Source organism: Alicyclobacillus cycloheptanicus (genome assembly GCF_028751525.1).
In the GTDB taxonomy this organism is placed as follows: Bacteria; Bacillota; Bacilli; order Alicyclobacillales; family Alicyclobacillaceae; genus Alicyclobacillus_L; species Alicyclobacillus_L cycloheptanicus.
In genome coordinates this window covers 1,090,319-1,116,064 of the sequence record NZ_CP067097.1, presented here as the reverse complement: position 1 = coordinate 1,116,064, position 25,746 = coordinate 1,090,319, and the positions used below count along the sequence as shown (strand labels likewise).

General features: G+C 54.4%; 25 protein-coding genes. 20 read left to right on the top strand and 5 right to left on the bottom strand.

What is annotated here, in order from left to right; all coding sequences use genetic code 11:
- Positions 1-30 precede the first annotated feature (30 nt).
- The 6 genes from JI721_RS05130 to JI721_RS05105 all read left to right on the top strand — a co-directional run bounded on the left by JI721_RS05130 (position 31) and on the right by JI721_RS05105 (position 6,409).
- Positions 31-876: a helix-turn-helix transcriptional regulator gene (locus JI721_RS05130; RefSeq protein WP_274456994.1), complete on the top strand. Its 846-nt coding sequence runs from the start codon at positions 31-33 to the stop codon at positions 874-876.
- 276 nt (positions 877-1,152) lie between these two features.
- Positions 1,153-2,217 (top strand): LacI family DNA-binding transcriptional regulator, encoded by a 1,065-nt coding sequence (locus JI721_RS05125; RefSeq protein ID WP_274456993.1) that lies wholly within the window; start codon positions 1,153-1,155, stop codon positions 2,215-2,217.
- Between the two features lie 104 nt (positions 2,218-2,321).
- Entirely contained in the window at positions 2,322-3,539 is a 1,218-nt protein-coding gene (locus tag JI721_RS05120) for an anhydro-N-acetylmuramic acid kinase (protein ID WP_274456991.1), read from the top strand.
- A 25-nt stretch (positions 3,540-3,564) separates the two neighbouring features.
- Positions 3,565-4,320, top strand: coding sequence for an ATP-binding cassette domain-containing protein (locus JI721_RS05115; protein WP_274456990.1), 756 nt, complete (start codon positions 3,565-3,567; stop codon positions 4,318-4,320).
- Between the two features lie 26 nt (positions 4,321-4,346).
- Positions 4,347-5,357, top strand: a complete 1,011-nt coding sequence (locus JI721_RS05110; protein WP_274456989.1) for an ABC transporter permease — start codon at positions 4,347-4,349, stop codon at positions 5,355-5,357.
- A gap of 41 nt (positions 5,358-5,398) precedes the next feature.
- Complete coding sequence (locus tag JI721_RS05105) at positions 5,399-6,409, top strand: ABC transporter substrate-binding protein (protein WP_274456988.1); 1,011 nt, start codon at positions 5,399-5,401, stop codon at positions 6,407-6,409.
- Positions 6,410-6,563: 154 nt separating this feature from the next.
- Here the strand turns inward: JI721_RS05105 and JI721_RS05100 are convergent, their stop codons facing one another.
- Together JI721_RS05100 and JI721_RS05095 are read right to left on the bottom strand one after the other, a co-directional pair.
- Positions 6,564-6,992: a YfmQ family protein gene (locus JI721_RS05100; protein WP_274456987.1), complete on the bottom strand. Its 429-nt coding sequence runs from the start codon at positions 6,990-6,992 to the stop codon at positions 6,564-6,566.
- A gap of 195 nt (positions 6,993-7,187) precedes the next feature.
- A complete protein-coding gene (locus tag JI721_RS05095; protein ID WP_274456986.1) occupies positions 7,188-7,640 on the bottom strand; it encodes a LuxR C-terminal-related transcriptional regulator in 453 nt (150 codons plus the stop codon).
- 133 nt (positions 7,641-7,773) lie between these two features.
- Here JI721_RS05095 and JI721_RS05090 point away from each other — a divergent pair, with 133 nt between their 5' ends.
- Positions 7,774-8,358 (top strand): sulfite oxidase-like oxidoreductase, encoded by a 585-nt coding sequence (locus JI721_RS05090; RefSeq protein WP_274456985.1) that lies wholly within the window; start codon positions 7,774-7,776, stop codon positions 8,356-8,358.
- A gap of 160 nt (positions 8,359-8,518) precedes the next feature.
- On the opposite strand, the gene JI721_RS05085 is transcribed toward JI721_RS05090, so the two are convergent.
- Entirely contained in the window at positions 8,519-8,785 is a 267-nt protein-coding gene (locus JI721_RS05085) for a hypothetical protein (RefSeq protein WP_274456984.1), read from the bottom strand.
- Between the two features lie 88 nt (positions 8,786-8,873).
- On the opposite strand from JI721_RS05085, the gene JI721_RS05080 reads away from it, so the two are divergent.
- Positions 8,874-9,776: an IS1595 family transposase gene (locus JI721_RS05080; protein WP_274456983.1), complete on the top strand. Its 903-nt coding sequence runs from the start codon at positions 8,874-8,876 to the stop codon at positions 9,774-9,776.
- A 122-nt stretch (positions 9,777-9,898) separates the two neighbouring features.
- On the opposite strand, the gene JI721_RS05075 is transcribed toward JI721_RS05080, so the two are convergent.
- On the bottom strand, positions 9,899-10,375 hold the full coding sequence (locus JI721_RS05075; protein WP_274456982.1) for a hypothetical protein: 477 nt from the start codon (positions 10,373-10,375) through the stop codon (positions 9,899-9,901).
- The gene (locus JI721_RS05070; protein ID WP_274456981.1) at positions 10,372-11,166 is read right to left on the bottom strand and encodes a hypothetical protein; all 795 of its coding nucleotides are present in this window, start codon (positions 11,164-11,166) and stop codon (positions 10,372-10,374) included. Before JI721_RS05070 ends, JI721_RS05075 begins: the two co-directional genes overlap by 4 nt.
- A 209-nt stretch (positions 11,167-11,375) precedes the next feature.
- Between JI721_RS05070 and JI721_RS05065 the strand changes: the two genes are divergently transcribed.
- From JI721_RS05065 to JI721_RS05010, 12 genes are all read left to right on the top strand, one after another.
- Positions 11,376-12,755 carry an FAD-dependent oxidoreductase gene (locus tag JI721_RS05065; RefSeq protein WP_274456980.1) on the top strand — a complete coding sequence of 460 codons (1,380 nt, stop codon included), beginning with the start codon at positions 11,376-11,378 and terminating at the stop codon, positions 12,753-12,755.
- Between the two features lie 15 nt (positions 12,756-12,770).
- Positions 12,771-14,087, top strand: a complete 1,317-nt coding sequence (locus JI721_RS05060; RefSeq protein WP_274456979.1) for a 3-isopropylmalate dehydratase large subunit — start codon at positions 12,771-12,773, stop codon at positions 14,085-14,087.
- Positions 14,084-14,596: a 3-isopropylmalate dehydratase small subunit gene (locus tag JI721_RS05055; protein WP_274456978.1), complete on the top strand. Its 513-nt coding sequence runs from the start codon at positions 14,084-14,086 to the stop codon at positions 14,594-14,596. The genes JI721_RS05060 and JI721_RS05055 overlap by 4 nt, the downstream gene beginning before the upstream one ends.
- Positions 14,593-15,480, top strand: a complete 888-nt coding sequence (locus JI721_RS05050) for an isocitrate lyase/PEP mutase family protein (RefSeq protein ID WP_274456977.1) — start codon at positions 14,593-14,595, stop codon at positions 15,478-15,480. The genes JI721_RS05055 and JI721_RS05050 overlap by 4 nt, the downstream gene beginning before the upstream one ends.
- Before the next feature lie 39 nt (positions 15,481-15,519).
- Entirely contained in the window at positions 15,520-17,166 is a 1,647-nt protein-coding gene (locus JI721_RS05045) for a hydantoinase B/oxoprolinase family protein (protein ID WP_274456976.1), read from the top strand.
- A 54-nt stretch (positions 17,167-17,220) separates the two neighbouring features.
- Complete coding sequence (locus JI721_RS05040; RefSeq protein WP_274456975.1) at positions 17,221-19,329, top strand: hydantoinase/oxoprolinase family protein; 2,109 nt, start codon at positions 17,221-17,223, stop codon at positions 19,327-19,329.
- Positions 19,330-19,418: 89 nt separating this feature from the next.
- Entirely contained in the window at positions 19,419-20,228 is an 810-nt protein-coding gene (locus JI721_RS05035) for an IclR family transcriptional regulator (protein WP_274456974.1), read from the top strand.
- A gap of 4 nt (positions 20,229-20,232) precedes the next feature.
- On the top strand, positions 20,233-20,868 hold the full coding sequence (locus tag JI721_RS05030; protein ID WP_274456973.1) for a cysteine hydrolase family protein: 636 nt from the start codon (positions 20,233-20,235) through the stop codon (positions 20,866-20,868).
- A gap of 157 nt (positions 20,869-21,025) precedes the next feature.
- Complete coding sequence (locus JI721_RS05025; RefSeq protein ID WP_274456972.1) at positions 21,026-22,321, top strand: MFS transporter; 1,296 nt, start codon at positions 21,026-21,028, stop codon at positions 22,319-22,321.
- A 231-nt stretch (positions 22,322-22,552) separates the two neighbouring features.
- Complete coding sequence (locus JI721_RS05020; RefSeq protein WP_274456971.1) at positions 22,553-23,734, top strand: CaiB/BaiF CoA transferase family protein; 1,182 nt, start codon at positions 22,553-22,555, stop codon at positions 23,732-23,734.
- On the top strand, positions 23,727-24,926 hold the full coding sequence (locus JI721_RS05015; protein ID WP_274456970.1) for an acyl-CoA dehydrogenase family protein: 1,200 nt from the start codon (positions 23,727-23,729) through the stop codon (positions 24,924-24,926). The genes JI721_RS05020 and JI721_RS05015 overlap by 8 nt, the downstream gene beginning before the upstream one ends.
- Entirely contained in the window at positions 24,923-25,744 is an 822-nt protein-coding gene (locus JI721_RS05010) for an IclR family transcriptional regulator (protein WP_274456969.1), read from the top strand. The genes JI721_RS05015 and JI721_RS05010 overlap by 4 nt, the downstream gene beginning before the upstream one ends.
- The last annotated feature ends 2 nt before the right edge of the window (positions 25,745-25,746 follow it).

The following is a 25,746-nucleotide window of genomic DNA, read 5'->3' as shown; positions in this document are numbered from 1 at the left end:
TGCGATTTTGCGGTTATGGGGGTGGATGTGATGACGAGGGAAGGCCGGGGTGATTTGGCAGACAAGGCACCGCATCTATTGTATGCGGGTCAGTTGTCCTATCGTGCGGATGAATTGTTTCATAAGTCAGTGCACAAGCATCCGGAATGGACGGAGTTTTTGTTAATTACAGAAGGGGAAGGAGAGTATCTCATCGGTGGAACGAGGTACTCCGTTCGCCCTCAGTCTTTGGTTGTGTACAATCCCGGCGTGTGGCACGAAGAGAGGTCATTTCCGTGTTCAGCTCATCGCATGATGTATATCGGATGCTCTTCAGTACAGATCTCAGGCTTGCCGCCAGGGGATTTTCTAGCGTCAGACGTGCCTCCGGTGATTCCACTGCGGCATCGGTACCTCTCTATCAAAGAGAAGTTTTATGAATTATGGATGGAATACGTACATCCTGGACCTGAGTCCAACTACATCTGCGACCACTTGTTAGCCGTGTTGCTCGCGGAGGTGATGCGAGAACTTCATCATCGTCCTGCAATGCAAAGGAGGCCAAGTGCTGCTAATGCGGTCAGCGTGGCCAAGCAATTCATCCACGAAAACTACCCTGCGAATCTCCGGCTGGCGGAGGTGTCGGCGGCGGCGTTTCTAAGCCCGTTCCATCTGTCTCATGTGTTCAAGCAGCAGACCGGGCAGAGTCCGATGCAGTACTTGCGGGCGTATCGGATTGAAGTGGCAAAGAAATATCTTCTGACAACGGATCACACAGTCGGCACAATTGCCGGAATGGTAGGGTATCAAAGTGAGACCCACTTTATAAACCTGTTTCAGCGTCAGGTGGGTGTATCCCCAGGACGTTTTCGACAGACGGCGATTGGTGCGCTGTAGAGGCACCTGCTTGACGGAGCAGATGTGTTGTTGTCTTGAAGGTGTACAGGTCTGTCCATGACGAGTGCCAGTGCTCCGCGTGGTCCGGCAAACCAAACTGTCCCAAGGCGGGGGAGACAATGTTCAATGTATTCATCTGTGTGTGTTAAATGTTCACACATTTTATTGTTGTAATTCGGGATGAGGCGTGGTAACTTTTTTGTGAGAACGTTCTCATTAAAAATAATGTTAAAAATATTTTATAAAGAAGTCATTGGGAGGGAGACTGCGGAATTCATGAAGCATGAGTCGCCAGGAAACGAAGTGACAATCCGCGAGGTCGGCAAGCGGGCGGGCGTGTCACCGGCGACAGTCGGAAGAGTCATCGGAGGATACGGAAAAGTTTCTGAACCTACACGGCAGCGGGTGCTAGAGGCGATTCGGCAGCTGGATTACCATCCCAACACAATCGCACAGAGCATGAAGGGGAAGCAAAGAAAATCGGTAGGGATGATTGTTTCTGATATTTGTAACCCATTTTTTGGAATGATTGCTCGGGCGGTGGACGACACGCTCATCAAGTATGGGTACAATCTCGTGATCTGCAACACGGACGATGGTATTGACAAGGAAGCCTCCTATTTGAAGACCTTGACGGAAAAACGCGTTGACGGGGTTCTTGCCTGCACCGCGTGTGAGGTAGAACGCAAGATTCCAAGACCCGTTCGCAAATTTTACCTGGAAACGCCGACCGTATTTATTGACCGCGAGGCAGAAGGCATCGATGTACCGGTGATTCAGGCGGACAATTTCGGGGGCGCTTATGAGGCCGTCGTCCATCTCATCCAACTTGGTCACGAACGGATCGCGATTGTGGCGGGGGGGTCGATGGTTTCTTCCATACATCAGCGTTTGCAAGGCTACATGAAAGCGCTTCAAGATTTCGGGTTGCAGTTTCGCGATGACTTGGTGAAGCTTGGAAGACTGTTGGGCGTAGAAAGCGGGGCCTATGCGGCGCGGGAATTGTTGAATATGCCTGCGGCTGAACGTCCAACCGCAATCGTTGGGCTGAACAACTTGATGACGACGGGTGTGCTTCTAGCGATCCGTGAAGCTGGCATGACGATTCCGGATGACATCTCCGTAATTGGATGGGATGATTTTGATTTGGCACAGGTTTTATCGCCGCCGTTGACCGTCGTGACGCAGCCAACGTACAGCATCGGAAGCATCGCTGCTGAACACTTGATTGCCCTGCTGGAAAGGCAAAGAAGCTACCGGCAGGCCAATGACCGGAAAATCATTTTGAAAACGGAATTGGTGATACGCGAGTCATGTACCTCGCCAAAGGCGCCCAAATAGGAACCTGTCGGGTGGAAAACCATGGAGCGCTTCGCGTGAAGGCGTAGGTCGTAAATGCACCTTTGGGGAAACAGCGAGTATTCGGAATGCATGGGAGGGACTTCATGGGATTGGTGATTGGAATGAACAGTGGTTCATCATTCGACGGAATCGATGCAGTGCTGGTTGATCTTTCACTCGGGGCAGACGGACATCCCAATAAGCCGGTCTACCTTCATGGGATCTCTGTTGACTGGCCGTCGGACGTACGCGATCTCGTCTTGAAAGCGTTTCAAAACCAACTGAGCATCTTCGAATTAACACGTTTGAACTATGTCGTAGGTGCGATTTACGCACAGGCTGCGACAGAACTCATGCACGTCACCGGCAAGTCAAGTGAAGACATTGAACTCATCGGTGTGGATGGGCAGACCATCTATCAGGAGCCTCCAAATCGAGACGAAATGCAAAATCTCCCCAAAGAATGTTCGCCAGTCAACAAGTGGATGAATGGCCCCTATCCAGTGGGGTTGCAAATTGGGGAGTCAGCAGTCATCGCGGCCCACACAAACGTGACCACCGTTACCCATTTTCGGCCTGCCGACCATGCGCTTGGGGGTACGGGGGCTCCGTTGATGCAGTACCTGGACTTTGTTTCATTTCGCGACATGGCACCTGTGCTTACGCTGAACATTGGGGGAATTGCGAACTGCCAAGTCGTTCATCGCGACCGCGGGCGCATGATGGCGTTCGACACTGGTCCGGGCAATGTCATGCTGGATTTTGCAAGTCTGCAGCTATTCGGCACGCCGTACGACCCTGATGGGCGATACGCGGCACTCGGCAAGCCGAACACAGAACTACTAAAGCGCTTGCTCGATCACGACTTTTTCCGTCGCAAGCCCCCTCGTTCGGCATGGCGACTGGACTTCGGCGAGGACTTTGCGGCTCGCATTTTGCGTGAGAATCACACCCTTTCACGGGAGGATATGCTTGCAACGCTATGCAAATTCACGGCTGTTTCAATCGCCGAATCAATCAAATCACATGTAGTTGGAATGGAACAATATGGAGTCTTAATTGCAAGTGGCGGCGGGGTAAGAAACAAGACACTCATGCGGTGGATTGAACAGGAGATTCCATCGCATATCCGATTGACCGTCTCCGACGAATACGGCATACCTGCTCAATTTAAGGAGGCAATGAAATTCGCTGCTCTCGCATTTGCAAATGAGCATCATCTCGCCAATAACATTCCAGCCTGCGGGGGAGCATCGAACTATACCATTTTGGGTAAAACGGCGAAGGCGCCGCGTCACGCGATTGTAAATGCTGAATCGTGAGAAATCACTTGAGGAAGTGACGGGAATGGAACCTACCCTGAAAGTGCGTGGTGTGTCAAAAAACTACGGCAAGATCGTTGCACTGGATAACGTGGATTTTGAGATATATCCAGGAGAAGTCGTCGGTTTGGTCGGAGACAACGGGGCTGGAAAATCAACATTGATCAAAATACTGTCAGGGGCCATCCAGCCGGACTCTGGAACAATCGAACTCGATGGCCGTACAGTCGCTTTTCACTCTCCAGCAGACTCCCGACAACTTGGTGTAGAAACCGTTTATCAAGACCTGGCGCTTGCTCCGCACCTGAACATCGAGGAAAACATTTTCCTCGGGAGAGAACGCTTACGCAGTGGATGGACACGAATTTTTGGCGCTGTAGACAAAACATTCATGGCCCAGGAGGCGCAGCGCTATCTAGACTCATTGCATGTACATGTCCCGTCGTTAAAGGTTCCTGTTGCCGAGTTGTCAGGTGGACAGCGTCAGGCTGTCGCGGTAGCTCGGGCAGCAGCGTGGGGAAAAAAGCTTGTGATTCTTGATGAACCTACCAACCATCTTGGGGTGGAAGAGGTGGACATGGTTCTTAAGCTGATTCGGAACGTTAGTGCACAAGGAATCCCTGTTATCTTCATCAGCCATACACTGCCGCATGTACTTGAAGTTACGGATCGCATCGAAGTCATGAGACTGGGAAAGAAAGTTGCTTCGTTAAAAACAGCAGAAGCCAACCTGAACGAGGTCGTTTCCTGGATTACGGGTTCGAAAGAAGAGGCGTCCTAAACAGGATGCAGATGGAGGAATTGGGCATGGCGGAAATCGGTAGAGTCCAGTCTGGGGAGGCGGAATCTGCCCGGCGTTGGTCAATTCAGGACTTGGGTGACTGGTGGACCATTGGCATTCTTATCCTCATGGTCTTGGTGTTTTCGTTACTGGCACCAAACTTCTTTTCTGCCCAGAATTTTGTGAGTGTGACGGTCGCAGCCTCGGAGACGCTGATACTGGCGGTTGCCGAAACGTTCGTCATTATTACGGCGGGAATTGACTTATCCGTGGGCGCCATTCTTGGACTTTCAGGTATGGTGGGCGGCTGGACCATGCAGCAATTGTTGGCGCACAACTCGATGCTGGCGCTCTGCGCTGGTATTGTCGTCGGGGTGTTATGCGGAACACTGCTCGGCTTCATCAATGGGTTAGTGATTGCGTATATGGATGTGACGCCATTCATCACAACCCTCGGTATGTTGGGTGTTGCCACTGGATTTACTTTTCTCATCACGAATGGCAGTGACATTGTAAATTTGCCACCGCAGCTGGGGTCGATTGGGAATACTGTATGGCTCCACTTTTTAGGGGTGCCGTTCGTGATCACCGTCGTGATCGTCATTCTTGCCGCACTGGCACTTCGGAGCACTCGATTCGGGCGGTATACATACGCGATCGGAAGTAACCGTGAGGGGACTAGGCGGTCGGGTGTCAACGTCCAACGTCACTTGTTGAAAATCTATACGTTGTCAGGCCTATTGAGTGGAATTGCGGGTGTCTTGGTATTAGCGAGACTCGTCTCCGGTTCCCCGCTTGAAGGGCAGAATGACGAGCTAAATGCGATTGCTGCCGTGGTCATTGGTGGGGCAAGTCTGTTCGGCGGTCGGGGCAATGTCATTGCCTCAACTGTTGGTGGCCTCATCATTACTGTACTTACAGTTGGATTGGTGATAATGGGCGTCCAGTCATATTGGCAGATGGTTTCGATTGGCGTCATTATCATACTCGCGGTGTACGTCGACCAACGTCGGTATCGGAACCGCGTGTTGAAGTGAGTTGTTGCAGGTTTTTACAAAAGTTCAAGGGGGGAACAAGTTTGAAGAACCGTGTTGGCTTTGTGGCGGCGGGTGCATCCTTGTTACTCGCAGTCGGCTGTGGAACAGCAACGACGAATTCGGCATCGAACCAGTCCTCGAATTCCGTCAGCGGATCGACTTCTGGTAAGCAGATCACAGTTGGATTTGTACCGGGATCGACGACAGATCCATTCTTCATCTCCATGGAGGTCGGTGCAGAGCAAGAAGCAAAAAAGCTAGGCGTGACGCTGGATTGGCAGGGCGCTTCGCAGTACTCTCCGTCCGATCAGACACCGTACATTAATGCGATGGTGACGAAGAAGGTGACCGTGCTCATCACCTGTCCCACAGACGCAACGGCGATGCAACCGCCGATCCAACAGGCAGTGCAAGCCGGTATCCCTGTGATCACTGCGGATTCCACCATTTCGAATACGTCCTTGCTGTCATCTCGAATCACATCCAACAACACGCAAGGTGGTGCGGCCGCGGCGGATTATTTGGCTCAGGCGGCAAATGGCAAGAAAGGTGTGGTTGCCGTGCTCGATCCGTCACCGGGGATTACCACAGACGCTGCCCGGGTACAAGGGTTCGCGCAGGAGATTAAGAAGTACCCCAATCTGACCTATGTCGGTGTGCAGTATGACAATGAACAGACGACGAAGGCTGCAACGCTCGCACAAAACCTGCTGCTTCGGTACCCGGATCTCGTTGGTATCTTCGGTACGGACGACACCTCAGCTTCCGGTGGTGCAGAAGGCGTTCGCAGCGCGGGCAAGCTGGGTGCTGTGAAGATTGTTGGTTACGATGCAGAGCCGGCCGAAATCCAAGACCTTCAGTCGGGGCTCATATCAGCGCTCATTGCACAAAAGCCTATGCTGGAAGGACAAATGGCAGTCCAGTATGCGTATGACCTTGCAACTGGAAAAAAGAGTGAGGTGAAAAGCTTTGTACAACTCGACAACGTAATTATTACGAAAGATAATCTTGCGAAAAATCAAGAATGGGTGTACAAGTCCTCCGCGAACTAGGCATGTGTTTCACGAATGGAGAACGGGTCCCTCTTAGGCACCGGACACAGGGTTCGGTGCCTAACGGTCTAGGAGCCTCAACGATTCACACGGCACGGTGAAGCGTGGAATAAACATGCGGTTTTGTGGAGTTTGTCTGTAAATTCATGGCCTCTCACGCGTTGCGATAGTTATAGCCTCGCTGGTCTGAGTACCACAACCTGAATGCCGCGGATTTCTTGTTGCGTTGTTTGACGACATCAACGTGATCGGCGTAAACATACAGCGAAAGCGTGACATCGGCATTCCCTTGCTTGGTGTGGACGACAATTGGTGTCACCTGGGGCTGCGGGGGATAATCATACCGTTGTATGAAAATCGCCTGGTTGTAGTCTTCGATAATTTGTTGTTTTTCGGCACGTTCCACTGGCCGGCCACCGACCGATACGGTACTTGTGTCCGCGTCAAGTGCGTAATGCAGTTCAAATCTGGTGATAAGGCGTCTGGCTCCTCTTTCTGTTGGCGTCATCAGAATGACGCTAATTAGTAAAGTGACTAATGCGATGACAACCTGTAACCAAATGCTATGTAGCATCGCCGTCATCGTTCCATCACATCCCCTATACCAAGCGCTCGTTCGTGTCACTGGTCGTTGGCTAGTTTAGTAACTCTAGCTACTTTGGTTAGCATAACAGGGGAAAGGCAGGACTGAACCTACCCGTTGGGGTAAGTTGTGTGGAGTTTATGTGAACCATAGGCGACGCATGGTACGAAGGGGGAGAGTGGTGTGGAAGTCACATCATGTCCGGCTCTCTGAAGACGATCGCTGATGAAACTGAATGGCTAATTCGACTCGGTTTTTCACGTGTAATTTTTGAAGGATGTTCTTTACATGATACTTGACGGTGTTGGGGGATATTCCAAGCGATTTCGCGATTTCTGCATTGGTAGCGCCGGTCATAACATGTGAAAGAACATCCATCTCCCGCGCGGTGAAGCCTTTGAATGGTATATCTTCGGCGGTTGGTTCCTTCTGTACGCTCTCTTTCCTTTGAGTGCTTTGCCCGAGCAACTGCAAGATGGCTGCGGTCATTCTGTTGATCACGTGGATGGGGTTCGCGCTACTTGGACTGGCGTCGGGTTCAAGGTCCACGATGACTTCTTTGTGAAGGGTCGTCCCGTTGCCGTCCACTTCAAATTGTAGAATCAGACGAATTGGCGCGTTCACATTGGTATGCTCTTCGGTCCCCATTCTGATGCCTCCGTGGCTTCATGTCGTGATCGATATTAACACAACCCCGTTGGACCAGTGCGTGTGAATGCTAGCGTTAAATAAGGAAGGGAGTGTGGTACAGTGTGGACATACAATAGCGGGAGGTGGTTCGGTGCGCGATGGGGCGAGGGATAGCCGGTTGCCACCTGGGCAAATTGCAACGACAAAGTTTCCTGTGATGAATGCCGGATCTGTACCACAAATCAATGTGGCAGACTGGGATTTGCATCTATTCGGCGCTGTGAAAGCGGAAATGCGGTTGAGGTGGGATGATGTGAAGTCTCTTCCTCAATCTCACTACACGTCCGACGTACACTGCGTGACCACGTGGTCCCGCCTGGACAATGACTGGGAAGGCGTTCGCTTTTCTGATATATTTGGGCTCATTGAGGTGGATCCAGCTGCTAAGTTTGTGATGGTTTACGGAGAACAGGGGTACTCGGCCAATTTTCGGGTCGATGACCTGCTCCGTGAGGGCGTTTTGCTTGCTTATCGATATAATCAAACGGAATTGTCACCAGAACATGGTTTTCCACTGCGCCTTGTCGTGCCGCACTTGTACTTTTGGAAGAGTGTGAAGTGGGTTCGTGGCATTGAATTTTCCTCGGAAGAGAAATTGGGATTTTGGGAGCGATTCGGGTATCATCCACATGGCGATCCGTGGTTACAGGAGCGCTATGCAGATTCTCTAAAGTAGAGTAGGGCAGAAAAAAGGTGCATCGATGACAACGAAGACGGCAACTCAATCGACTATTTATAGAATGGGAACGCCGCAACACCCTCTCAGGGCCGTTTATCCCTGAAATTTTGATATATGAAGTGGCTTGGAACGCGGGTCATCCACGCTTCATGGTCTTTTAGAAGAGGGTTCCGATGTACTTCTCAAGCAGATTGAGATTGTGGAACCCACACTTGTTCTCTGTTGTGGTGACATTGTCTTTGATGCAGGCAGGGCCGCAATGACGAAGCAAGAGGCGTTCGAGCTTCATCAAACGGATGGTGGTCTGCAGTATCTCTGGTGGAAGAGACTGCGCATCACGTTTGTGCGCTATTATCATCCCCAAGCCTTCGTTCGAAAGGGATGTCTTATACATACCTCGTAAATGAGGTTCAAAAGATTTCATACATATCAACTCTTCAAAGTGAGACTGCAAAAGTGGGACGGAGGTGGTAGAATGACGTTATAGAACAAATGTTCGGAGATGATTGTCTATGCATTTGCTTGAGTTTCAGGAACGGTTTGCTACGGAAATGGCCTGCGATGAATATCTTTTCGCTCAGCGTTGGCCCGACGGATTTGTATGTCCGCATTGTGGAGGTAGGGATTACTCGGAAGTTATCTCGAAAGCCCGTCGTCACGCCGAGGATCGAATGCCCCTACTGCAATGCAAAGCCTGCACTCGACAAACTTCCGTGACGGCCGGGACACTGTTTCACAAGACGAAGACTGATCTACGCAAGTGGTTTCTGGCGGTGTACCTGGTGGCCAATGACAAACGTGGCGTGGCGGCCACAACGATTGCCCGGAATATCGGGGTGTCGTACCCGACAGCCTGGAGCATGTTGAATAAAATTCGGCAGGCGATGGCTGATCGGAATGCCCGGTACCAGTTGGGTGGCCTCGTGCAAATCGACGATGCCTTTTTCGGTGGAGAGAGCCACGGAGAAGGCAAGCGTGGACGGGGTTCGGATCAGGATCCGGTTATTGTAGCGGTGGAAGTAGAGCGTCACAAGCCGAAGCATATCATGCTGGCCATGGTGCCCGATCTCACTAGGCAGACGGTTTCAGCCGTGTTGTCCGAGCGGCTACAGTCTTCGTGCGTATGGGAAACTGACGGCAGCACGACCTATGCCGCTTGCGCCAAGGAACTGGAACCGGCATCCCATATCGTCACGAAATCGGGGACTCCGGAGGCGCACGAGACGTTCGAATGGATTGACAAGATCATCAGCCTTGCGAAGGCGTTCATCAATGGCACCTACCACGGTCGTATGGAGTATCGGCAGAGTTATCTTGAGGAATTTGTGTATCGGTTCAATCGAAGGCATTTCGGGCATCGACTGGTAGAACGATTGTTGTTTACTTGTGCGAACACAAAGCCTGTAAATATCTAGGCGGCGTAGTCCGAAAGTGGGGTGTCAGCCCAGGCTACTTTGAAGACTTGATATGTATGAAAGATTTTATAGCCGATAGTCGGGCAGTGGAGGGACAGGGTTTACACGCGAGGCACGAGCAATCACCCCTCTGGTTGGCATTCCACGCTGGCGACTCCGAACGCCGAGAAGTGCCAAAGAATGTCCTCTACCGTATCCGCTTGTTGGTCGTCGCACGTCACAATGAGAACCACTTGCGGATGCTTGCCTCGTAGGCGCCTCTGTTGTTTTCGGATGACTGTATTGAAAAATAAGTCAATCAGAAATCCGATGACGAATCCGGCGCCAGCACCAATGAGCCCCCAATAAATCGGTCCCCACTTCAGTGAGAACCCCACGCTGGCGCCAACGACGGACAAAGCCGTGCCAATGGCTGCGCCTGTACCGATAAAAGAAACGCCGTCGGACTGGTGCATGGTATCGAATAATCTTCGTTCTCCCTTGCGGTTGTGAAGAGGCACCGCAAAAATGCGGTCTTTGGGTATGCGTTCGTGTTCGAGTGCGCTGATGGCTAGTTCCAGGCGGACACAGTGTTCAAAAGTGGCATAAATCTGCTTCATCGCTCAACAACTTTCCCTCTTCGAATTTGAAACTCGGGACTCTGGTAGTTCTTTATGAGAAATTTTCTTTGCTCGGACTCATACAATTGATTGTTTTCGACTGTGTTGACGTAGGAATCGTAAACGGCGAATCCCCACATGGAAGGCATGTACAGCAGCCATTGCCTGTCTAATACCTGTGTTGCGCGGGGAATGTCCCCAAGGAACAGAAAGTGTACGGCTTCCAGCGCATGGGATGCATAGAGAAAGACAATCGTCCAGATGAGTGCGAAGAATGCGGTCAAAATACGGTGGATGTGTAACTGGCCGAGTCCAGGCATAAAGAGTGACCAAATGACGGACAAGACAGGCGTTCGCTTGTCCAGGTAATTGATTTCAATGGAGCCAATACTGAAGGTGTTGTAGGGAGCGTCTTCGTGTTCGGCGAGCAAGTACAGGTTGTTCATGTCGACGGCGGTGCGGTAACTATCCCAAATCCCAAATAGATACACGGGAATGTACATCAGTGCCCACCGTGGATGCAAATCATATTTTGCGAGTTCAATGTGCCCTCGAAATGTATCGACCATCGCCAGGTTGATTCTGGCTTGATAGTTGACGAACACTTCCCAGATGAACAATGCGAATCCACGGAGGTATTTACTTAACAGGAGATGGCCAAACCCAGGGAACGCCGCCGACCACCATGCGACGATGTAGGGATTGTGTCTGTGCAGCTGCGTGGTGCCAAGCACGCTGACATACGCCTTGTATCGTCTGTATTTGTTGTTTCGATTCCGATAGTTGTCCAACTGGTGTGACACCCTTCAATCAAGGTTGTGTGTGCCATTATCCTGTCCCAAATTATTCCGTGAAATGTAAGTGAGATTTGTCGTAAAAGTATGATCTTCTGAATTGACAGTACAAATTTGTTCTTCTATGATATACATATCTGAATACGAAATGCATTTCGTATTGCGGAATAACTCTGCGAAATCCGATCTGCAAGGCGGTGTTGAAGGTGGCGTACCTCTGGGATCTCGAAGTCGACGCCGTTGTCGTCGGGGCGGGAGCATGCGGACTGATTGCGGCATTGCGCTTGGCGGAACGTGGGTTTGACGTCGTGGTTTTGGAGAAGCTGGCACAATTGCGAGGGAACACAGCACTCAGTCAAGGCATGATTCCGGCAGCGGGGACTCGCTTTCAACGAGAACTTGGAATTGTCGATTCACCTCAAATGCTCTATGACGACATCATGCGCAAAAATGGCGGTACGAGTGATCCGGTGGTGACGCGGGCGGTGAGTGAAATCGCCAACACAGCTGTTGAATGGCTGGTTGACAGATGTGGGATCTCCCTGACTGTCTGTACGGAGTTTGCCTACCCGGGTTTCAGTGCGTTCAGGATGCACGCGCCATCGTCCAGATTTGGGCGTGACCTGCTACGGTCACTGGAAACGGCGGCAAAGCGATGCCCCAACTTGACGCTGGCGCTCCAGTCGCCCGTCAGAAAACTGATTCCTGATGAGGCAGATGGTACTCGGGTTCGGGGCGTTCTTGTTGAACAGCCAGATGAACCGCTGCGTGTCAAGGCCGACGCGGTAGTGCTGGCGTGCAATGGCTTTGGAGGCAATCCGGACATGGTGCGCACGTTTATCCCGGAAATGGCTGACGCACTGTACTTCGGGCATGAAGGAAACACGGGCGATGGACTCCGGATGGCCAGGGAACTTGGCGCCATATGGGCATCGATGCACGGCTACCAGGGGCATGCTTCGGTTGCAGTTCCGCATGGCATTCTTATCACTTGGGGCACGGTCATGACGGGTGGCATTTTGCTGAATCAAAGGGGCGAAAGGTTCGCGAATGAACTACAGGGATATTCCGAAATGGCGGCGGAGGTGAAACGCCAACCCGGTGGTGTCGCGTATGAGCTGTTCGATCAAGCCGCCTATGAAGCCGCCTATACCGTCCACGATTTTCGAATGGCCATTGAGGTAGGTGCGGTCCGGCGATTTGAGACACTCGATGAATACGAGACTGCCTTTCATTTGCCAAGTCAGTCCGTGAGAAACACGCTCGCCGAGTATCACAAGAACCTGGACGCGGAAGATGCGTTTGGCCGGCCGGATTGTCGACCACTGCAGGCACCCTATTATGGAATTCGCATCGGGCCAGCGTTGTTTCATACGCAAGGCGGATTGAAGATCAACGAAAACGCTCAAGTCTTGCGTCAAGACGGGACGATATTCACGAACCTGTACGCCGGAGGCGGTGCGGCAGAGGGCCTCTCAGGCGACCAGCCGAAGGGGTACCTGTCCGGGAATGGACTGCTTTCCGCTGTGGCGCTCGGGTACATCGCCGGTACGCATGCAGCGGGCGCCATCACAGGAGTTCAATGAGATGAGGTGACTGGGATGGGAAAGACACTGGTTCAGAAAATTGCCGAGCGGGCGAGTGGCGTGAAAGACGTGCAGCCAGGGATGATCGTCACGGTCAACGTAGACATCGCCATGATGCACGATTCCACCGGGCCTCGCCGCATTGGCAAAACGATGGAGAAATTGGGACGCAAGGTGTGGAATCCCGACAAAGTGGTACTCATTACGGACCATTTTACGCCTGCCAACGATTCCGTGGAGGCTGAAATTCTGCGGATTACGCGTGAATTTGCGAAGGCCCAAGGAATCAAACGTTTCCATGAGGCGGAGGGGATTTGTCACATTGTCCCCGTCGAAATGGGGTATGTTCGGCCCGGAATGATGTATGTGGGAGCCGATTCGCACAGCACGACTGCGGGAGCAGTCGGCGCATTTGCAATCGCAGTAGGGTCAACTGATATGCTCGGCATCATGGTCACGGGTCAAACGTGGATCAAGGTTCCAGAAACCATTCGGGTCACTTGGAAGGGAAATCTGCCGAAGGGTGCGATGGCCAAGGACATGATGCTCGCACTCATTTCCAAGATGGGTGGAGACGGTGCGACCTATCAAGCGGTTGAGTACACCGGCACGGCTGTGGAGAGGTTGTCCATGGATGAGCGCTTGGTTTTATCCAATATGTCGATCGAACTCGGAGCGAAGGCTGGAGTCATTGCACCTAACCAGATTGTTTTCGATTATCTGGCGGAGCGAGGCGTAACGGAGTTTGACGCGGTCTATGCAGACGGCGATGCAAACTACATTCGAGAAGTTGTAATGGATGCCTCGGCCTTAAGGCCGCTTGTGGCGAAGCCACACGCCCCAGAGAATGTCGACACTGCCAAAAACCTTGAAGATGAAGGCGTGAGGATTCATCAAGCCTACATCGGTGCCTGCACGGGAGCCAAGTTCACAGATTTGGAGGCTGCGGCACAGGTGCTGCGCGGGAGACACGTTGCGCCAGGGGTTCGTTTGTTGGTTGCGCCTGCTTCGGTTCGCGTATTCAGGCAGGCGGTGGAAGCGGGCATTGTCACGACCTTGCTAGAGGCTGGCGCGCAGTTTCTGCCAACGGGTTGCGGCGCATGTGCGGGGCTTGGACACGGTATTCTCGCTGCGGGAGAAGTGTGCATCTCGTCCACCAACCGAAATTTCCCGGGCAGAATGGGGAATCGACAGTCTTCGGTGTACCTTGGGTCGCCTGCAACTGTGGCCGCATCTGCCGTGGCAGGGTATGTGGCAGACCCGGCAACCGTGGCTGGTACGGATGCCATTGGTACAGAAGTGGCTGCAGTGGCACGGGGGGTGGCGGAGTGAACGCGATACTGCAAGGACGTGGCTGGAAGTTCGGTGACAATGTCGACACAGACGTTATCATTCCTGGGCAGTACTTGAAATTCTCTGGGGCGGAACTGGTCGCGCATGTGATGGAAGGTGTGGATCCGACGTTTGGCCGAAAGGTTCAAGCTGGCGACATCATCGTCGCGGGGAAGAACTTTGGCTGTGGATCCAGCCGCGAGACGGCGCCTGGCGTACTGAAGGATGCCGGTATCGCCGCCGTGATCGCTCCATTCTTCGCGCGCATCTTTTATCGCAACGCAATCAATTTGGGACTGCCCGTGCTCGAATGTGCGGACGCTGGCCGGATTGATCAGGAGGATGTGCTCGAAGTCAGGCTGATGGAAGGCGCCATTGTAAACCTGACGAAGTCAGAACAGTATACGTTTCGCCCTTTCCCGCAAAACGTGATGGATATTCTGCAAGCAGGGGGGCTAGTGAAATACCTGGAAAGCAGATTCGCGAATGAAGGGGATGCAGCACGATGAGTCGGCAGGAGAAAGAATGGACGCGAGCGGAATTTCGGCGGCGCGTGGAGGGACGGGACAACATTGTCACAGCACCTGGTGCATATGACGCCCTTACGGCGAAGCTGGTGCAGCGGAGTGGATTCGAGGCAGTGTACCTGAGCGGAGCTGGGGTCTCGTACAGTACGCTGGGGCAACCCGATTTAGGCCTCATCAGTTTTCACGAGATGCTGCAGGCGCTCCAACGCGTTCGTCAAGGCGTGGCGATTCCGATTATAGCTGATGCGGATAACGGGTACGGCAACGCTCTGAACGTGCGGCGAACGGTGCAGATGTACGAGGCAGCCGGTGCCTTCGCCATTCAGCTCGAGGACCAAGCATATCCCAAAAAATGTGGCCACTTGGCCAAGAAAGTGCTGATACCGGCAAAAGAAGGCGCAATGAAAATAAAGGCCGCAGTGGACGCACGTCAGGATCCGAATACGCTGATCATTGCCCGAACGGACGCGTTAGCGGTGAATGGATTTGCTGACGCGCTTGAGCGGGCGAAGCGATACGAGGATGCAGGGGCAGATGTCATTTTCGTTGAGGCACCGACGGGTCCCGAGCAGATGGCGGAATTGAATCGCGTGATTGCGGCGCCCTGCCTCGCGAATATGGTCGAAGGGGGAAAGACGCCCTTGCTTCCGAACGAGGAACTACAAAAAATCGGATATCGAATCGTGATTTACCCAAACATGGTCACCAGGATTGTCGCAAGGCATGTAGAGCGAGCCCTTGCAAGCTTACGAGACCATGGATCAAGCCAGCCGCTCCTGCAGGAAATGATGTTATTCCCTGAACTCAATCGTTTGCTGGGCATTGAAGAATTAAACCAACTAGAGCAGATGTACGCTGTCGATTGACGCCTGGTTTGTCCAGGGACTCACAAGGAGGTTGATGGAATGGACCCGATTACTCTTGCCGTCGTCAAGGGTCGACTTGAAGAAATTGCGGACGAGATGGACCTGACTTTGTATCGTTCGGCATTTTGCCCGGTCATCGCGGAGGGGCACGACGCATGTCATGGGTTCTATGAGAAAGATTCTGGCGGAACCATCATTCAAGGAAAGAATGGTTTGCCCATCTTTGTTGGTTCAATGCAGTTTGCCGTGAAGGCGGTGATCGATCGCGTGCTCGCCAAGGGGGACTTACAAGAAGGAGATGTTTACATCTTCAATGACCCATACCTTGGGGGGACTCACTTGCAGGATGTAAAACTCGTGAAGCCGTTCTTTTATGAAGGGGAGCATTTGTTCTATATGGCGGGTACAGGACACTGGATGGACGTCGGCGGCGCCGTCCCGGGCGGTTTTAACGCAAAGGCAACGGAATTCTTCCAGGAAGGGTTCATGGTCCGGCCAGTCAAGTTGAAGTCGAAGGGTGTACTTAATGAAGACATTGTCGACATCTTTCTAACGAATAGTCGTCTGCCGCGTTACGCCTACGGTGACTTATACGCGCAGTTGAATGCGCTGGAGGTTGGGGAGCGGCGCCTTCGTGAACTGTTCGACCAATACGGAAAGGACACCATCCTCGGCGTGATGCGCGAACTGCGAAGCCGTTCTGCGCGGCTTATGAAGTCAGAAATCGCGAAAATTCCTGATGGGACTTATTCTTTCGAAGACTGGCTGGACAACGACGGCATTGACGATGTGCCGCTAAAAATTGCGGTTGACCTCACCATCGCGGGTGACCGTCTGAAACTGGACTTCTCTCGGACCTCCCCGCCTTGCCGCGGACCGCTGAACATCGCCTATTCTACAGCAGTCGCTTGCTGCTATGTGGCGCTTAAACAATTGTTTCCGGAGGCACCCGCAAATGCAGGGTGTTTCGAGCCGGTGGATATCCACATTCCAGATACGACGCTGCTCAACGTACAGCCACCGCGGCCGGTTGGCGGCTATCTCGAAGTGATTCTGCGGGTCATTGGCGTCATTTTCGGCGCTATGTCGCAGGCGGCACCGGAGCGCTCGTATGCCGCACCGTATGGAACAGTCAATTGCTTGGCCATCAGCGGCGAGAAGAAACCCGGAGAGAACTACATCATGTTCATGTATTACGGCGGCGGTCTAGGGGGCAGCAACGTGTCGGACGGTCTGAATCATGGCAGCAACCCGATTTCGACCGCGTCTATCACTCCGCTTGAGCTGGTAGAGGCTGCGTATCCACTCATGTTTACCGAATGGTCCCTGCGTCCGGATTCATTTGGCGCAGGTAGACACCGTGGTGGGCTTGGCGCCAATTATGAGATTGAAGTGCTCGGAGAAGAGGCCAACTGCTTCTTCCTAGGAGACAGGGGAAAGTTCGCGCCCTTTGGCGTGCTCGGAGGAGAATCTGCTGCGCTCAACCGTATATCTTTCCGGCGAGGAGTGGAAGAAGAGGTTCCGCCGATGGTTTCGAAAGTGGTGGATGTGAAACTCAGCCGGGGTCATCGAGTTCGACTGGAAACGCCAGGCGGCGGAGGGTACGGACCTGCGTCGGAACGCGCTGCTCAAGCGCTTCAAGACGACGTGGACAATGGATATGTCACAACGCGCAGCGCGATCTGACCGGGTACTGGCGTTCGAGTCGACATTCAACGGGAGCAAGGGAGGATACATTCGATGGCGATTTTAGTGGGTGTGGACGTTGGCGGGACGTTTACCGATATTTTAATTTTCGACTCCGACACTGGGAAAGTACGCGTAGTGAAGACCCCGAGCACGTTGGAAGACCAGTCGATTGGCTTTTTGTGCGGGATTGAGGCGTCCGGCGTTGACGTCTCAAGGATTCAGCGAATCATCCACGGCACGACCGTCGGCACCAACGCTGTATTGGAGCGCAAAGGTTCCAATGTCGGTCTCATTACGACCAAAGGATTCCGTGATGTATTGGAAATGCGGCGCCGCGAACGGGCGCAAACCTGGGGACTGTGGGGCGACTATAAACCACTTGTACCGCGTAAGTGGCGATTCGAGGTGGGACAGCGGGTGCTTGCTGACGGTTCCGTGCGGGAAGAACTGAATGAGCAGGAGGTCCTGGCCGCGGCGGAGGCACTTAAGGCGGCGGGGGTGGAGTCGCTCGCTGTTTGCTTCTTACACTCGTATGCGAACGCCAGTCACGAAAAACGAGCCGTCGAATTGCTCCGGAGCGTGTGGCCCAACGCATACATCAGTGCATCCTATGATATTCTGCCGGAAATCAGGGAGTGGGAGCGTACGTCCACTACCGTGGTGAACGCGTACATTCAGCCGAAAATCGACCACTACTTGAGCCTTTTGCAGAAACGCCTTGCCGACAATGGCTATACACATGACGTGTCAATCATTCAAAGCAATGGCGGTGTGATGTCTTCAGATACCGCGCGGCACAAGTCGGTAAATACGGTGCTGTCTGGACCGGCGGCAGGGGTCATTGCAGCTGCCCAAGTCGGACTTTCCTCGGGGTTCCCCAATGTGATTTCTGCGGACATGGGTGGAACGTCGTTCGATGTATCTCTCATCACAGACGGCAGACCCAGCATGCAGAGTGAGCAAAAGGTTGAGTTTGGTGTGGTTGTGCGAGTGCCGATGATTGAAATCACAACCATCGGTGCCGGCGGAGGCAGCATTGCCTGGATGGACGGCGCCGGCTTCTTGCAAGTTGGCCCGGAGTCAGCGGGGAGTTATCCGGGGCCGGTTGCGTTCGGCCGCGGAGGCACGCGGCCAACGGTGACCGATGCGAACGTCATCTTGGGGCGCATTGATGCGGATGATCCGATCGGAGCCAAGGGAACTTCGCTTGACGTAGAAGGAGCGAAGCGTGCGATTGAGGAGCACATCGCGAAGCCGCTTGGTCTGGACGCCTACGCGGCGGCGGAAGCGATTCTCAAGGTGGCAACCAGTAAAATGGCCGGTGCGCTGCGGCTCATTTCAGTTGAGCGCGGCCACGATCCGCGCGGCTTCGCGTTGGTGCCATTCGGAGGCGCCGGCCCCCTGCACGCCGCAGCTTTGATCCGGGAGTGCGGCATTGGCACAGCGGTTGTCCCCTACTATCCAGGCATCACCTCTGCCCTCGGCTGCATTACCGCCAACGTTCAATATGATTATCTCCGCACTGTAAACCGTTTGCTCGATGATTTCGATGTTGACGAAGCTGCGGAAATTCTCCGCGGATTTGAGGCGGAGGGACGACGGCTGCTCGAGGAGAGTGGTGTGGCGGTCACGGATGTAGAAGTGGTGTATCAGGCGGACATGGCGTACGAGGGTCAGACGCACACGGTGCTGGTCGAATTACCCCAAGAAGAGATGACCCTGGCCTGTGTGCAAAACGCCTTTGAACAAGTGTATGCGCACGAGTTTTCGCGGGTGCTCGAGAACATCCCCATTCGCGTTCAAACACTTCGAGCGACGGTAATTGGCATTCGCCCCAAGTTTGACTTGCGCGGGTTGATCGAGGATGCCGAGGACACGGCACCGGGGCAAGGGGACTCGCCGGCGCCTATCAAAACAAGGCCCGTCTACTTCGACGGACGCTTTGTTGAGACGCCGGTCTACCTTCGTGAACATTTGCGGCCTGGTGCGGCATTCGATGGACCTGCCATTGTGGAGCAGCTTGACACGACAACCGTCGTAGAACCGAACATGTCATGTGTCGTTGATTCCTATGGACACCTCCTTCTGTCCGTTTCTGAAGGGACCTCGCGGCGCTTGGAAGAGGCTGGCGAGTATGTCCTGCCGCTATCATCGTCTTGACACAAGCAGGGGCAGAGCGGGCGATGGCGAATGAAACGGCAGACGGCGGACATGTAATCGCCGATTTTGCGAAGACAGGAGATAAGTTCATGGCGGGACAATCACGACGGCCAGAAACGGGGCAGTCCCCACGCCACGACGGTGTCCAGTCGATCGACCGAGCAGTTGCAATCCTCAACTGTTTTTCGATGGACGTGGAGGAGCTGTCCCTGGGGGAAATTGCGGATGCTGCACATCTTCCAAAACCTACGGTGTACCGCTTGTTAAGCGCCTTGCGCAAGCACCAGTGGATTGAGCAGGATGAGCGGACAGGACTGTATCGGCTCGGGTTCGGCTTGTTCGCGCTGGGAGCGATTGTGGGCAATCAGATGGATCTGAGGCGAAGTGCGCTGCCCATTATGCAGCGCCTCGCCGAGGAAACACGGGAAACCGTCAATCTGAACGTACTCGACGGTGGGGAGCGGATCTGCATTGAACTCGTGGAGGGGTCCCATGCCATTCGTAACTTCGTGAAGATTGGAACTCGAAACTCATTGCTCGCGGGCGCTTCCGGTAAAGTGCTGTTGGCGAATTTGCCAGATGCGGAGGCCGCCGCCATTATCGATGCAGCGATACCGTCCGAAGACGCGGACAGGCGCCAGGCGCTAGTCCAGGAGCTAGAGATGATTCAGCGCCAAGGGTATGCCATTACGTACAGCGATCGCGTTGAAGGCGCCTGTGGCATTTCGGCGCCAGTGCGTGGCAAGTCTGGGGTATTGGTCGCTGGACTGACGGTTTCGGGTCCGGAAGAGCGGCTGCGGCAGTCCGAATCTCACATCGTATCCAGATTGTTGGAGGCAGCACAAGCGTTGTCAGTCCGTATGGGTGATATGACCGGAACACGACCTGCAGGAGGGTGATGAGATGTCGCTTATGTTGCACAGCCCGGAAGGTGCAGAAGGGGTCAATAGGGCACGAGAAGCGCTCATTGTGGTGGATATGCAGGAGGATTTTTGTGCCCCAGACGGGGCATACGCACGCGGTGGAATGGATATTTCGGCCACTCGGGCCATCATGCCAACCATTGCTCGTTTGACGAATGCTGCCGCGGCGGCGGGGTTCCCAAGCATCGGGACGCTGTTTACGGTTTTCCAGGACGTGGACGGCGCGGTCCTGACCTCCCACCAACTCTTGCGTCATCGGCCTTTTCTCAGGGATTACGGGTTTCGCAGAGGCGATGCTGGGCGTCAGTGGTCTAGGGAATTGCCAGCGCCGACGCTCACCGTCACCAAACCGCGGTACAGCGCTTTCTACTGTACGCCGTTGGAGATCCTCTTACGGGACATGGCCATTACGCGTGTGGCAGTATGCGGGATCACGGCGAACGGCGGTGTTGCAGCGACCGTCCGTGACGCCTATTTGCGGGATTTGCAAATTACTGTGATTTCCGATGCAGTCGCGAGCTTCCGTGAAGATGTCAAACGACGTGCACTCGATGAATTAGCTGACATCGCCTGCGTAGAAACAGCGGCAGAATGGATAGGGCGCCTCCGTCGGTAGAAATCAAGCCAGATGACTCCTCTAATCCAATTCCTTTCTTGTCGATAGAGTGTTCACTTTGCGGTACGCGTTTTGTAATGCGGAATGAGGGAGGTGGTTTTTTGTCTGTTCGAATATTCGACGGAGACTTAAAAGTCTAACATGAGGAGGGCTTTTGATGAGGTCCAAGTATCGATGGGTGATTGTTGTTTTTGTCGCGTTCATTACGTTGATTAACTATTTGGATCGTTCCGCGGTCAGCTACGCCACGGCGCCAATTACCTCTGCGCTGCACATTAATAATTTCTGGTGGGGTATCATTGGCAGCGCCTTCTCGATTGGCTATTTGGTGCTCGCGTTTGTCGGGGGGCCCATTGTTGATCGCTTCGGCGTGAAACGGGTATGGACTTCCGCAGCGGCCGTTTGGTCGATCGTCACGATTCTCACGGCTGGTGCGGCTTCAGCTGTCGGTCTATTCATCATCCGCGTGTTGCTGGGCGTTTCCGAAGGACCAGCGTTTCCAGCCGTAACGCGAGCCATGAGCCGTTGGCTGCCTAACCAGGAACGAGGGAAGGCACTCGGGCTCATTGTCGGAGCTGGGGTACCCTTCAGTCTGATGATTGGTGGCCCAGTCGTCACCGCATTGCTAGGTGGCATTGGCTGGAAAGGCACCTTCGTCATTCTTGGTTTACTGGGGCTGCTTTGGGTTGTCTTGTGGCTTGGTGTGTTCCGCGACACCCCCAGTCAGCACAAGCGTGTCAATGCAGCGGAACGTGAGTACATTGAGGCCGGGCAAATCGCGGAAGAGAAGGAGACACACCTGCAGCGCACGCAATGGGGAAAGATTTTCAAGAACGGAAACCTGTGGTGGTCAGCGTTCGGTTATTTCGCATGGGGGTTCATGTTTTGGGCGTTCATGTACTGGCTTCCGGGTTATTTAGGTCAGGTATATAAGCTCAATCTCGCCGCGGTTGGCGCATTCTCTGTGCTGCCATGGGCGGCGGGGACTGTGGGCGCTGTCCTTGGGGGATACCTGGTTGACGTGTTCTACAAGCGTCGTGCCAGCATCCGCACGCGATTTATCACAATGGGCGTAGCAATTCTGCTTGCGGGTGCATCGCTCATCCCGATCATCGCATCTCCTTCTCTTGGCGTTTCCATTACGTTCATCTCCCTGGGCATTGGCTTTGGGATGGTGACGGGCCCGCTTTGGTGGGTGGTGTCAATTGATGCGGCCCCCGAGCAACCTGCTGCGGCTGCAGGATTTGTAGATGCCGCGTTTGCGCTATCCGGAATTGTCGCGCCAGCTCTGATGGGTTTTGTGAGTCAGGCGACAGGGAGTTTCAGCAGTGGATTCATGGTCATGATTATCCTTGCCCTGCTCAGCGGCCTTGGCCTACTGCTATTTACACGTGAACGTGGAAGGCAAGCGTCGGCGCTGACAGTTGAAGAAGTCAACGAATCAGGAGCATAAGGACGCTGCAAGTGGATGCTGTGCCGATAAAAGGGCTCGCTGAACGTGTATTTGCACGGAGGCGGCCCTTTTGAATTGTTGCCGATTCTACTTGAACTCCTCAAAATACTGCGATAGAATGACCGTATTCACTTAATTATCGGAATATAATTCCGATAATAGGAATATAGAGCCAAGGGAATCGAGGCAGTCTTGTTCTCCACAGGAGAACTGGCGAATGGAGGTGAAACCATGCTGCCACTGTCTGGGGTGCGTGTGATTGACTTTACGCGGGTGTTGGCCGGGCCGTTCTGTACGATGAACCTCGCAGACCTCGGTGCGGACGTGATCAAGGTTGAGTCCCTGGATGGCGACGAAACCCGTGGCTGGGGCCCGCCGTTCGCCGGGGACGAAAGCGCGTACTTCCTGTGCGTGAATCGAAACAAACGCTCCATCGCGCTGAACCTTGCAGATGTGGAGGGGCGCGCCGTTGCGGCTCGACTGATTGAGGGGGCGGATGTCGTGCTGCAGAATTTTCTGCCGTCATCCGCAGAGAAGCTGGGCGTGTCCTATGAGCAGGTGCGAGCGATTCGGCCGGACATCATTTACGCATCCATCTCTGGGCATGGTCAGGGCTCCGCACGGCCTGGGTACGACTACATCATGCAGGCCATCGGCGGACTCATGAGCATTACGGGCGACCCTGCCGGCCCTCCAATGAAGGTCGGGGTCGCGATTACCGACTTGTTCACGGGGCTGTATGCGACCGTCGCCATTCAGGCGGCACTCATGCACCGTGCACACACGGGCGAAGGCCAGGCGATTGACATGGCATTGTACGATGCGCAGATCGCGATGCTCGCGAACGTCGCCAGCAACGTGCTCATCAGCGGGAAAGACGCGCCCCGTCTGGGCAATGGACACCCGAACATCGTGCCGTACCAGCTGTTCCACACGCGCGACGGCGCGGTTGTCATCACGGTGGGGAACGACCGTCAGTTTCGTCATTTCTGCGACGAGCTTGGGATCCCGCCGCTGTACGAGGACGAGCGGTATGCGACCAATCCGATGCGGGTCAAGCACCGGGACACCTTGTGCCCCCTCATCGAAGCGCACTTGGGCGCGATGTCGACGGCGGAGGTGATTCGCCGCTTGGAAAAGGCGGGGGTTCCCTGCGGCCCCGTCCGCAGCGTCCAGGAGGCGCTTTGCGCCAAGGAGACAGTCCAGCGCGACATGGTCTGGGATGTGGTGCATCGAACGGCGGGACAGATTCAACTGGTCGGAAGTCCGCTGAAGCTGTCCGAGACCCCGCCTGAACTGCGGCTGCCGCCGCCGTTCCACGGAGAACATACCACCACCCTCCTCGCCGAGCTGGGTTATGACGAACATCAGATTCAATTCATGATGGAGAAGGGAGTTGTATGCAATGCTTGACTTTTCATTGACGGAAGAGCAACAAAATTTGCAGAATATGGTGCGGAAATTCACGAAGGCGGAGATCACGCCGAACATGCGGCAGTGGGACGAGGACCATCACTTTGACATGGGTGTGGTTCGCAAGTTGGCAGATCTGGGCTTGATGGGTGTCTGCATTCCGGAGAAGTACGGCGGCGCAGGGATGGATTATAACTCCCTGGCGATTGTCTGTGAGGAACTGGAATACGGCGATACGGCGTACCGCACGGCGGTTTCGGTACACACGGGGCTGAACAGCATGACGGTGCTGCAATGGGGCACGGAGGAGCAAAAGGAAAAATACCTGAAGCCGCAGGCGCAGGGGAAGAAGCTGGGGGCGTTTGGGCTAACAGAGCCGAATGCCGGATCGGATGCGGGCTCGCTCCAGACACGGGCCGTCCGCGACGGAGACAGCTACATCTTGAACGGCTCAAAAATCTGGATCTCGATGGCCGACTACGCGGACAACTTCCTCATCTTTGCCACCGTTGACCCGGACAAGAAGCACCGGGGCGTGACGGCTTTCATTGTGGAACGCTCCTTTCCGGGTGTGACGACGCGCCCCATCAAAGGCAAGCTGGGCATCCACGGCGGCGATACGGGCGAAGTGATTTTGGAGGATGTCCGTGTACCGGCTGCAAACCGGCTCGGCGAAGAAGGCGAAGGGTTCAAAATCGCCATGTCTGCCCTGGATAACGGCCGGTTCACGGTCGCAGCGGGTGCGGCTGGATTGACGCGCGCTTGTTTGGATGCGTCGGTTGAATACGCACACCAGCGGCACACCTTTGGCGTGGAAATCGGAAAGCACCAACTGGTGCAGCAGATGATCGCCAAAATGGAAGCCGGCTATCAAATCTCTCAGCTGTTGGTGTACCGGGCCGGCTGGCTCAAAAACAAGGGGGTCCGCAATACGCGGGAGACGTCGCTGGCCAAGTGGATTGCTTCCGATGTGGCATTTCAGAGCGCGTCTGACGCCATTCAGATTTACGGCGCGTACGGATACTCCAACGAGTACCCCGTGGAACGGTATATGCGAAATGCGAAGGCGCTGGTGATTTACGAAGGGACGCGCGAGATCCACACCATTATGCAAGCCGAGTATGCGCTGGGCTACCGCGTCGACAAGCAGCTCAACAAGATGCTGCCAGCTTGGGAGGGTCAGGCGGAATGAGAAGTGCCGCGTCACGTCTGAATCCGAGCGAGACAGTTGCGGCGGCGGACCATCACGCAAAAACCCGCACCGCCCAGACGTTGGCGCGAGGGCTTCAAATTCTGGATTGCTTTGCGAATCCCGACGTCCAGGAACTTGGCATTAAGGAGCTGACCCAGGCGCTCCAGCTTCCGCAAACCAATGTGGCCCGTTTGGTGGCCACATTGGAGGAGGCGGGGTATGTCGCCCAGAACCCGGACACGCGCAAGTACCGCCTGGGGCTGCGGGCCTATCTGCTCGGTTTGCATGCGAATCCGAACGAAAGCATGCGCACCCTTGCCGAACCGGTGATGGAGCGGCTGGCGCGGACGACGCACGAGACTGTGAGTCTGAACGTGATCGACGCCGTCACCTTGCAGGGGGTCTGCATTGCGTCGATTGACAGTCCGGCGCCGATCAAACTGACGACCCGCGTCGGCAGCGTGCGCCCGCTCTATCGGGGTGCGTCGCGCAAAGTCCTGCTGGCCTTCGCGGACGCGGCGCAGCGCACGAAAGTTCTGCAGCAGGCTGAGTCGCAGCTGTCCGGCAATGAACTGCGCGCGCTCATGGCGGAACTCGAGCGAATTTTGCAAGTTGGATACGCCGTCAGCGAGGAAGAGTTGGATGTGGGCGCTTACTCCGTTGCGGCACCCATCCTGTCACGGCAGGGAAGGCTGTTGGCGGGGCTGGCGGTCGCCGGTCCCATCTACCGCAGGACGGACACATCCTTGCAAGACTTTATCCACCACGTGCGCCAGGCTGCAAAAGAGGTCTCCGACCGTTTGCCCTCCGATGGGTGAAC

Bases quoted from the DNA above. Each gene is read 5' to 3' on its own strand.
- JI721_RS05030 (WP_274456973.1), top strand. From the start codon at position 20,233: ATGTCGCTTATGTTGCACAGCCCGGAAGGTGCAGAAGGGGTCAATAGG.
- JI721_RS05035 (WP_274456974.1), top strand. From the start codon at position 19,419: ATGGCGGGACAATCACGACGGCCAGAAACGGGGCAGTCCCCACGCCAC.
- JI721_RS05020 (WP_274456971.1), top strand. From the start codon at position 22,553: ATGCTGCCACTGTCTGGGGTGCGTGTGATTGACTTTACGCGGGTGTTG.
- JI721_RS05085 (WP_274456984.1), bottom strand. From the start codon at position 8,785: ATGAAATCTTTTGAACCTCATTTACGAGGTATGTATAAGACATCCCTT.
- JI721_RS05075 (WP_274456982.1), bottom strand. From the start codon at position 10,375: ATGAAGCAGATTTATGCCACTTTTGAACACTGTGTCCGCCTGGAACTA.
- JI721_RS05120 (WP_274456991.1), top strand. From the start codon at position 2,322: ATGGGATTGGTGATTGGAATGAACAGTGGTTCATCATTCGACGGAATC.
- JI721_RS05080 (WP_274456983.1), top strand. From the start codon at position 8,874: ATGCATTTGCTTGAGTTTCAGGAACGGTTTGCTACGGAAATGGCCTGC.
- JI721_RS05100 (WP_274456987.1), bottom strand. From the start codon at position 6,992: ATGACGGCGATGCTACATAGCATTTGGTTACAGGTTGTCATCGCATTA.
- JI721_RS05040 (WP_274456975.1), top strand. From the start codon at position 17,221: ATGGCGATTTTAGTGGGTGTGGACGTTGGCGGGACGTTTACCGATATT.
- JI721_RS05060 (WP_274456979.1), top strand. From the start codon at position 12,771: ATGGGAAAGACACTGGTTCAGAAAATTGCCGAGCGGGCGAGTGGCGTG.
- JI721_RS05095 (WP_274456986.1), bottom strand. From the start codon at position 7,640: ATGGGGACCGAAGAGCATACCAATGTGAACGCGCCAATTCGTCTGATT.
- JI721_RS05025 (WP_274456972.1), top strand. From the start codon at position 21,026: ATGAGGTCCAAGTATCGATGGGTGATTGTTGTTTTTGTCGCGTTCATT.
- JI721_RS05015 (WP_274456970.1), top strand. From the start codon at position 23,727: ATGCTTGACTTTTCATTGACGGAAGAGCAACAAAATTTGCAGAATATG.
- JI721_RS05010 (WP_274456969.1), top strand. From the start codon at position 24,923: ATGAGAAGTGCCGCGTCACGTCTGAATCCGAGCGAGACAGTTGCGGCG.
- JI721_RS05130 (WP_274456994.1), top strand. From the start codon at position 31: ATGACGAGGGAAGGCCGGGGTGATTTGGCAGACAAGGCACCGCATCTA.
- JI721_RS05050 (WP_274456977.1), top strand. From the start codon at position 14,593: ATGAGTCGGCAGGAGAAAGAATGGACGCGAGCGGAATTTCGGCGGCGC.
- JI721_RS05045 (WP_274456976.1), top strand. From the start codon at position 15,520: ATGGACCCGATTACTCTTGCCGTCGTCAAGGGTCGACTTGAAGAAATT.
- JI721_RS05110 (WP_274456989.1), top strand. From the start codon at position 4,347: ATGGCGGAAATCGGTAGAGTCCAGTCTGGGGAGGCGGAATCTGCCCGG.
- JI721_RS05125 (WP_274456993.1), top strand. From the start codon at position 1,153: ATGAAGCATGAGTCGCCAGGAAACGAAGTGACAATCCGCGAGGTCGGC.
- JI721_RS05115 (WP_274456990.1), top strand. From the start codon at position 3,565: ATGGAACCTACCCTGAAAGTGCGTGGTGTGTCAAAAAACTACGGCAAG.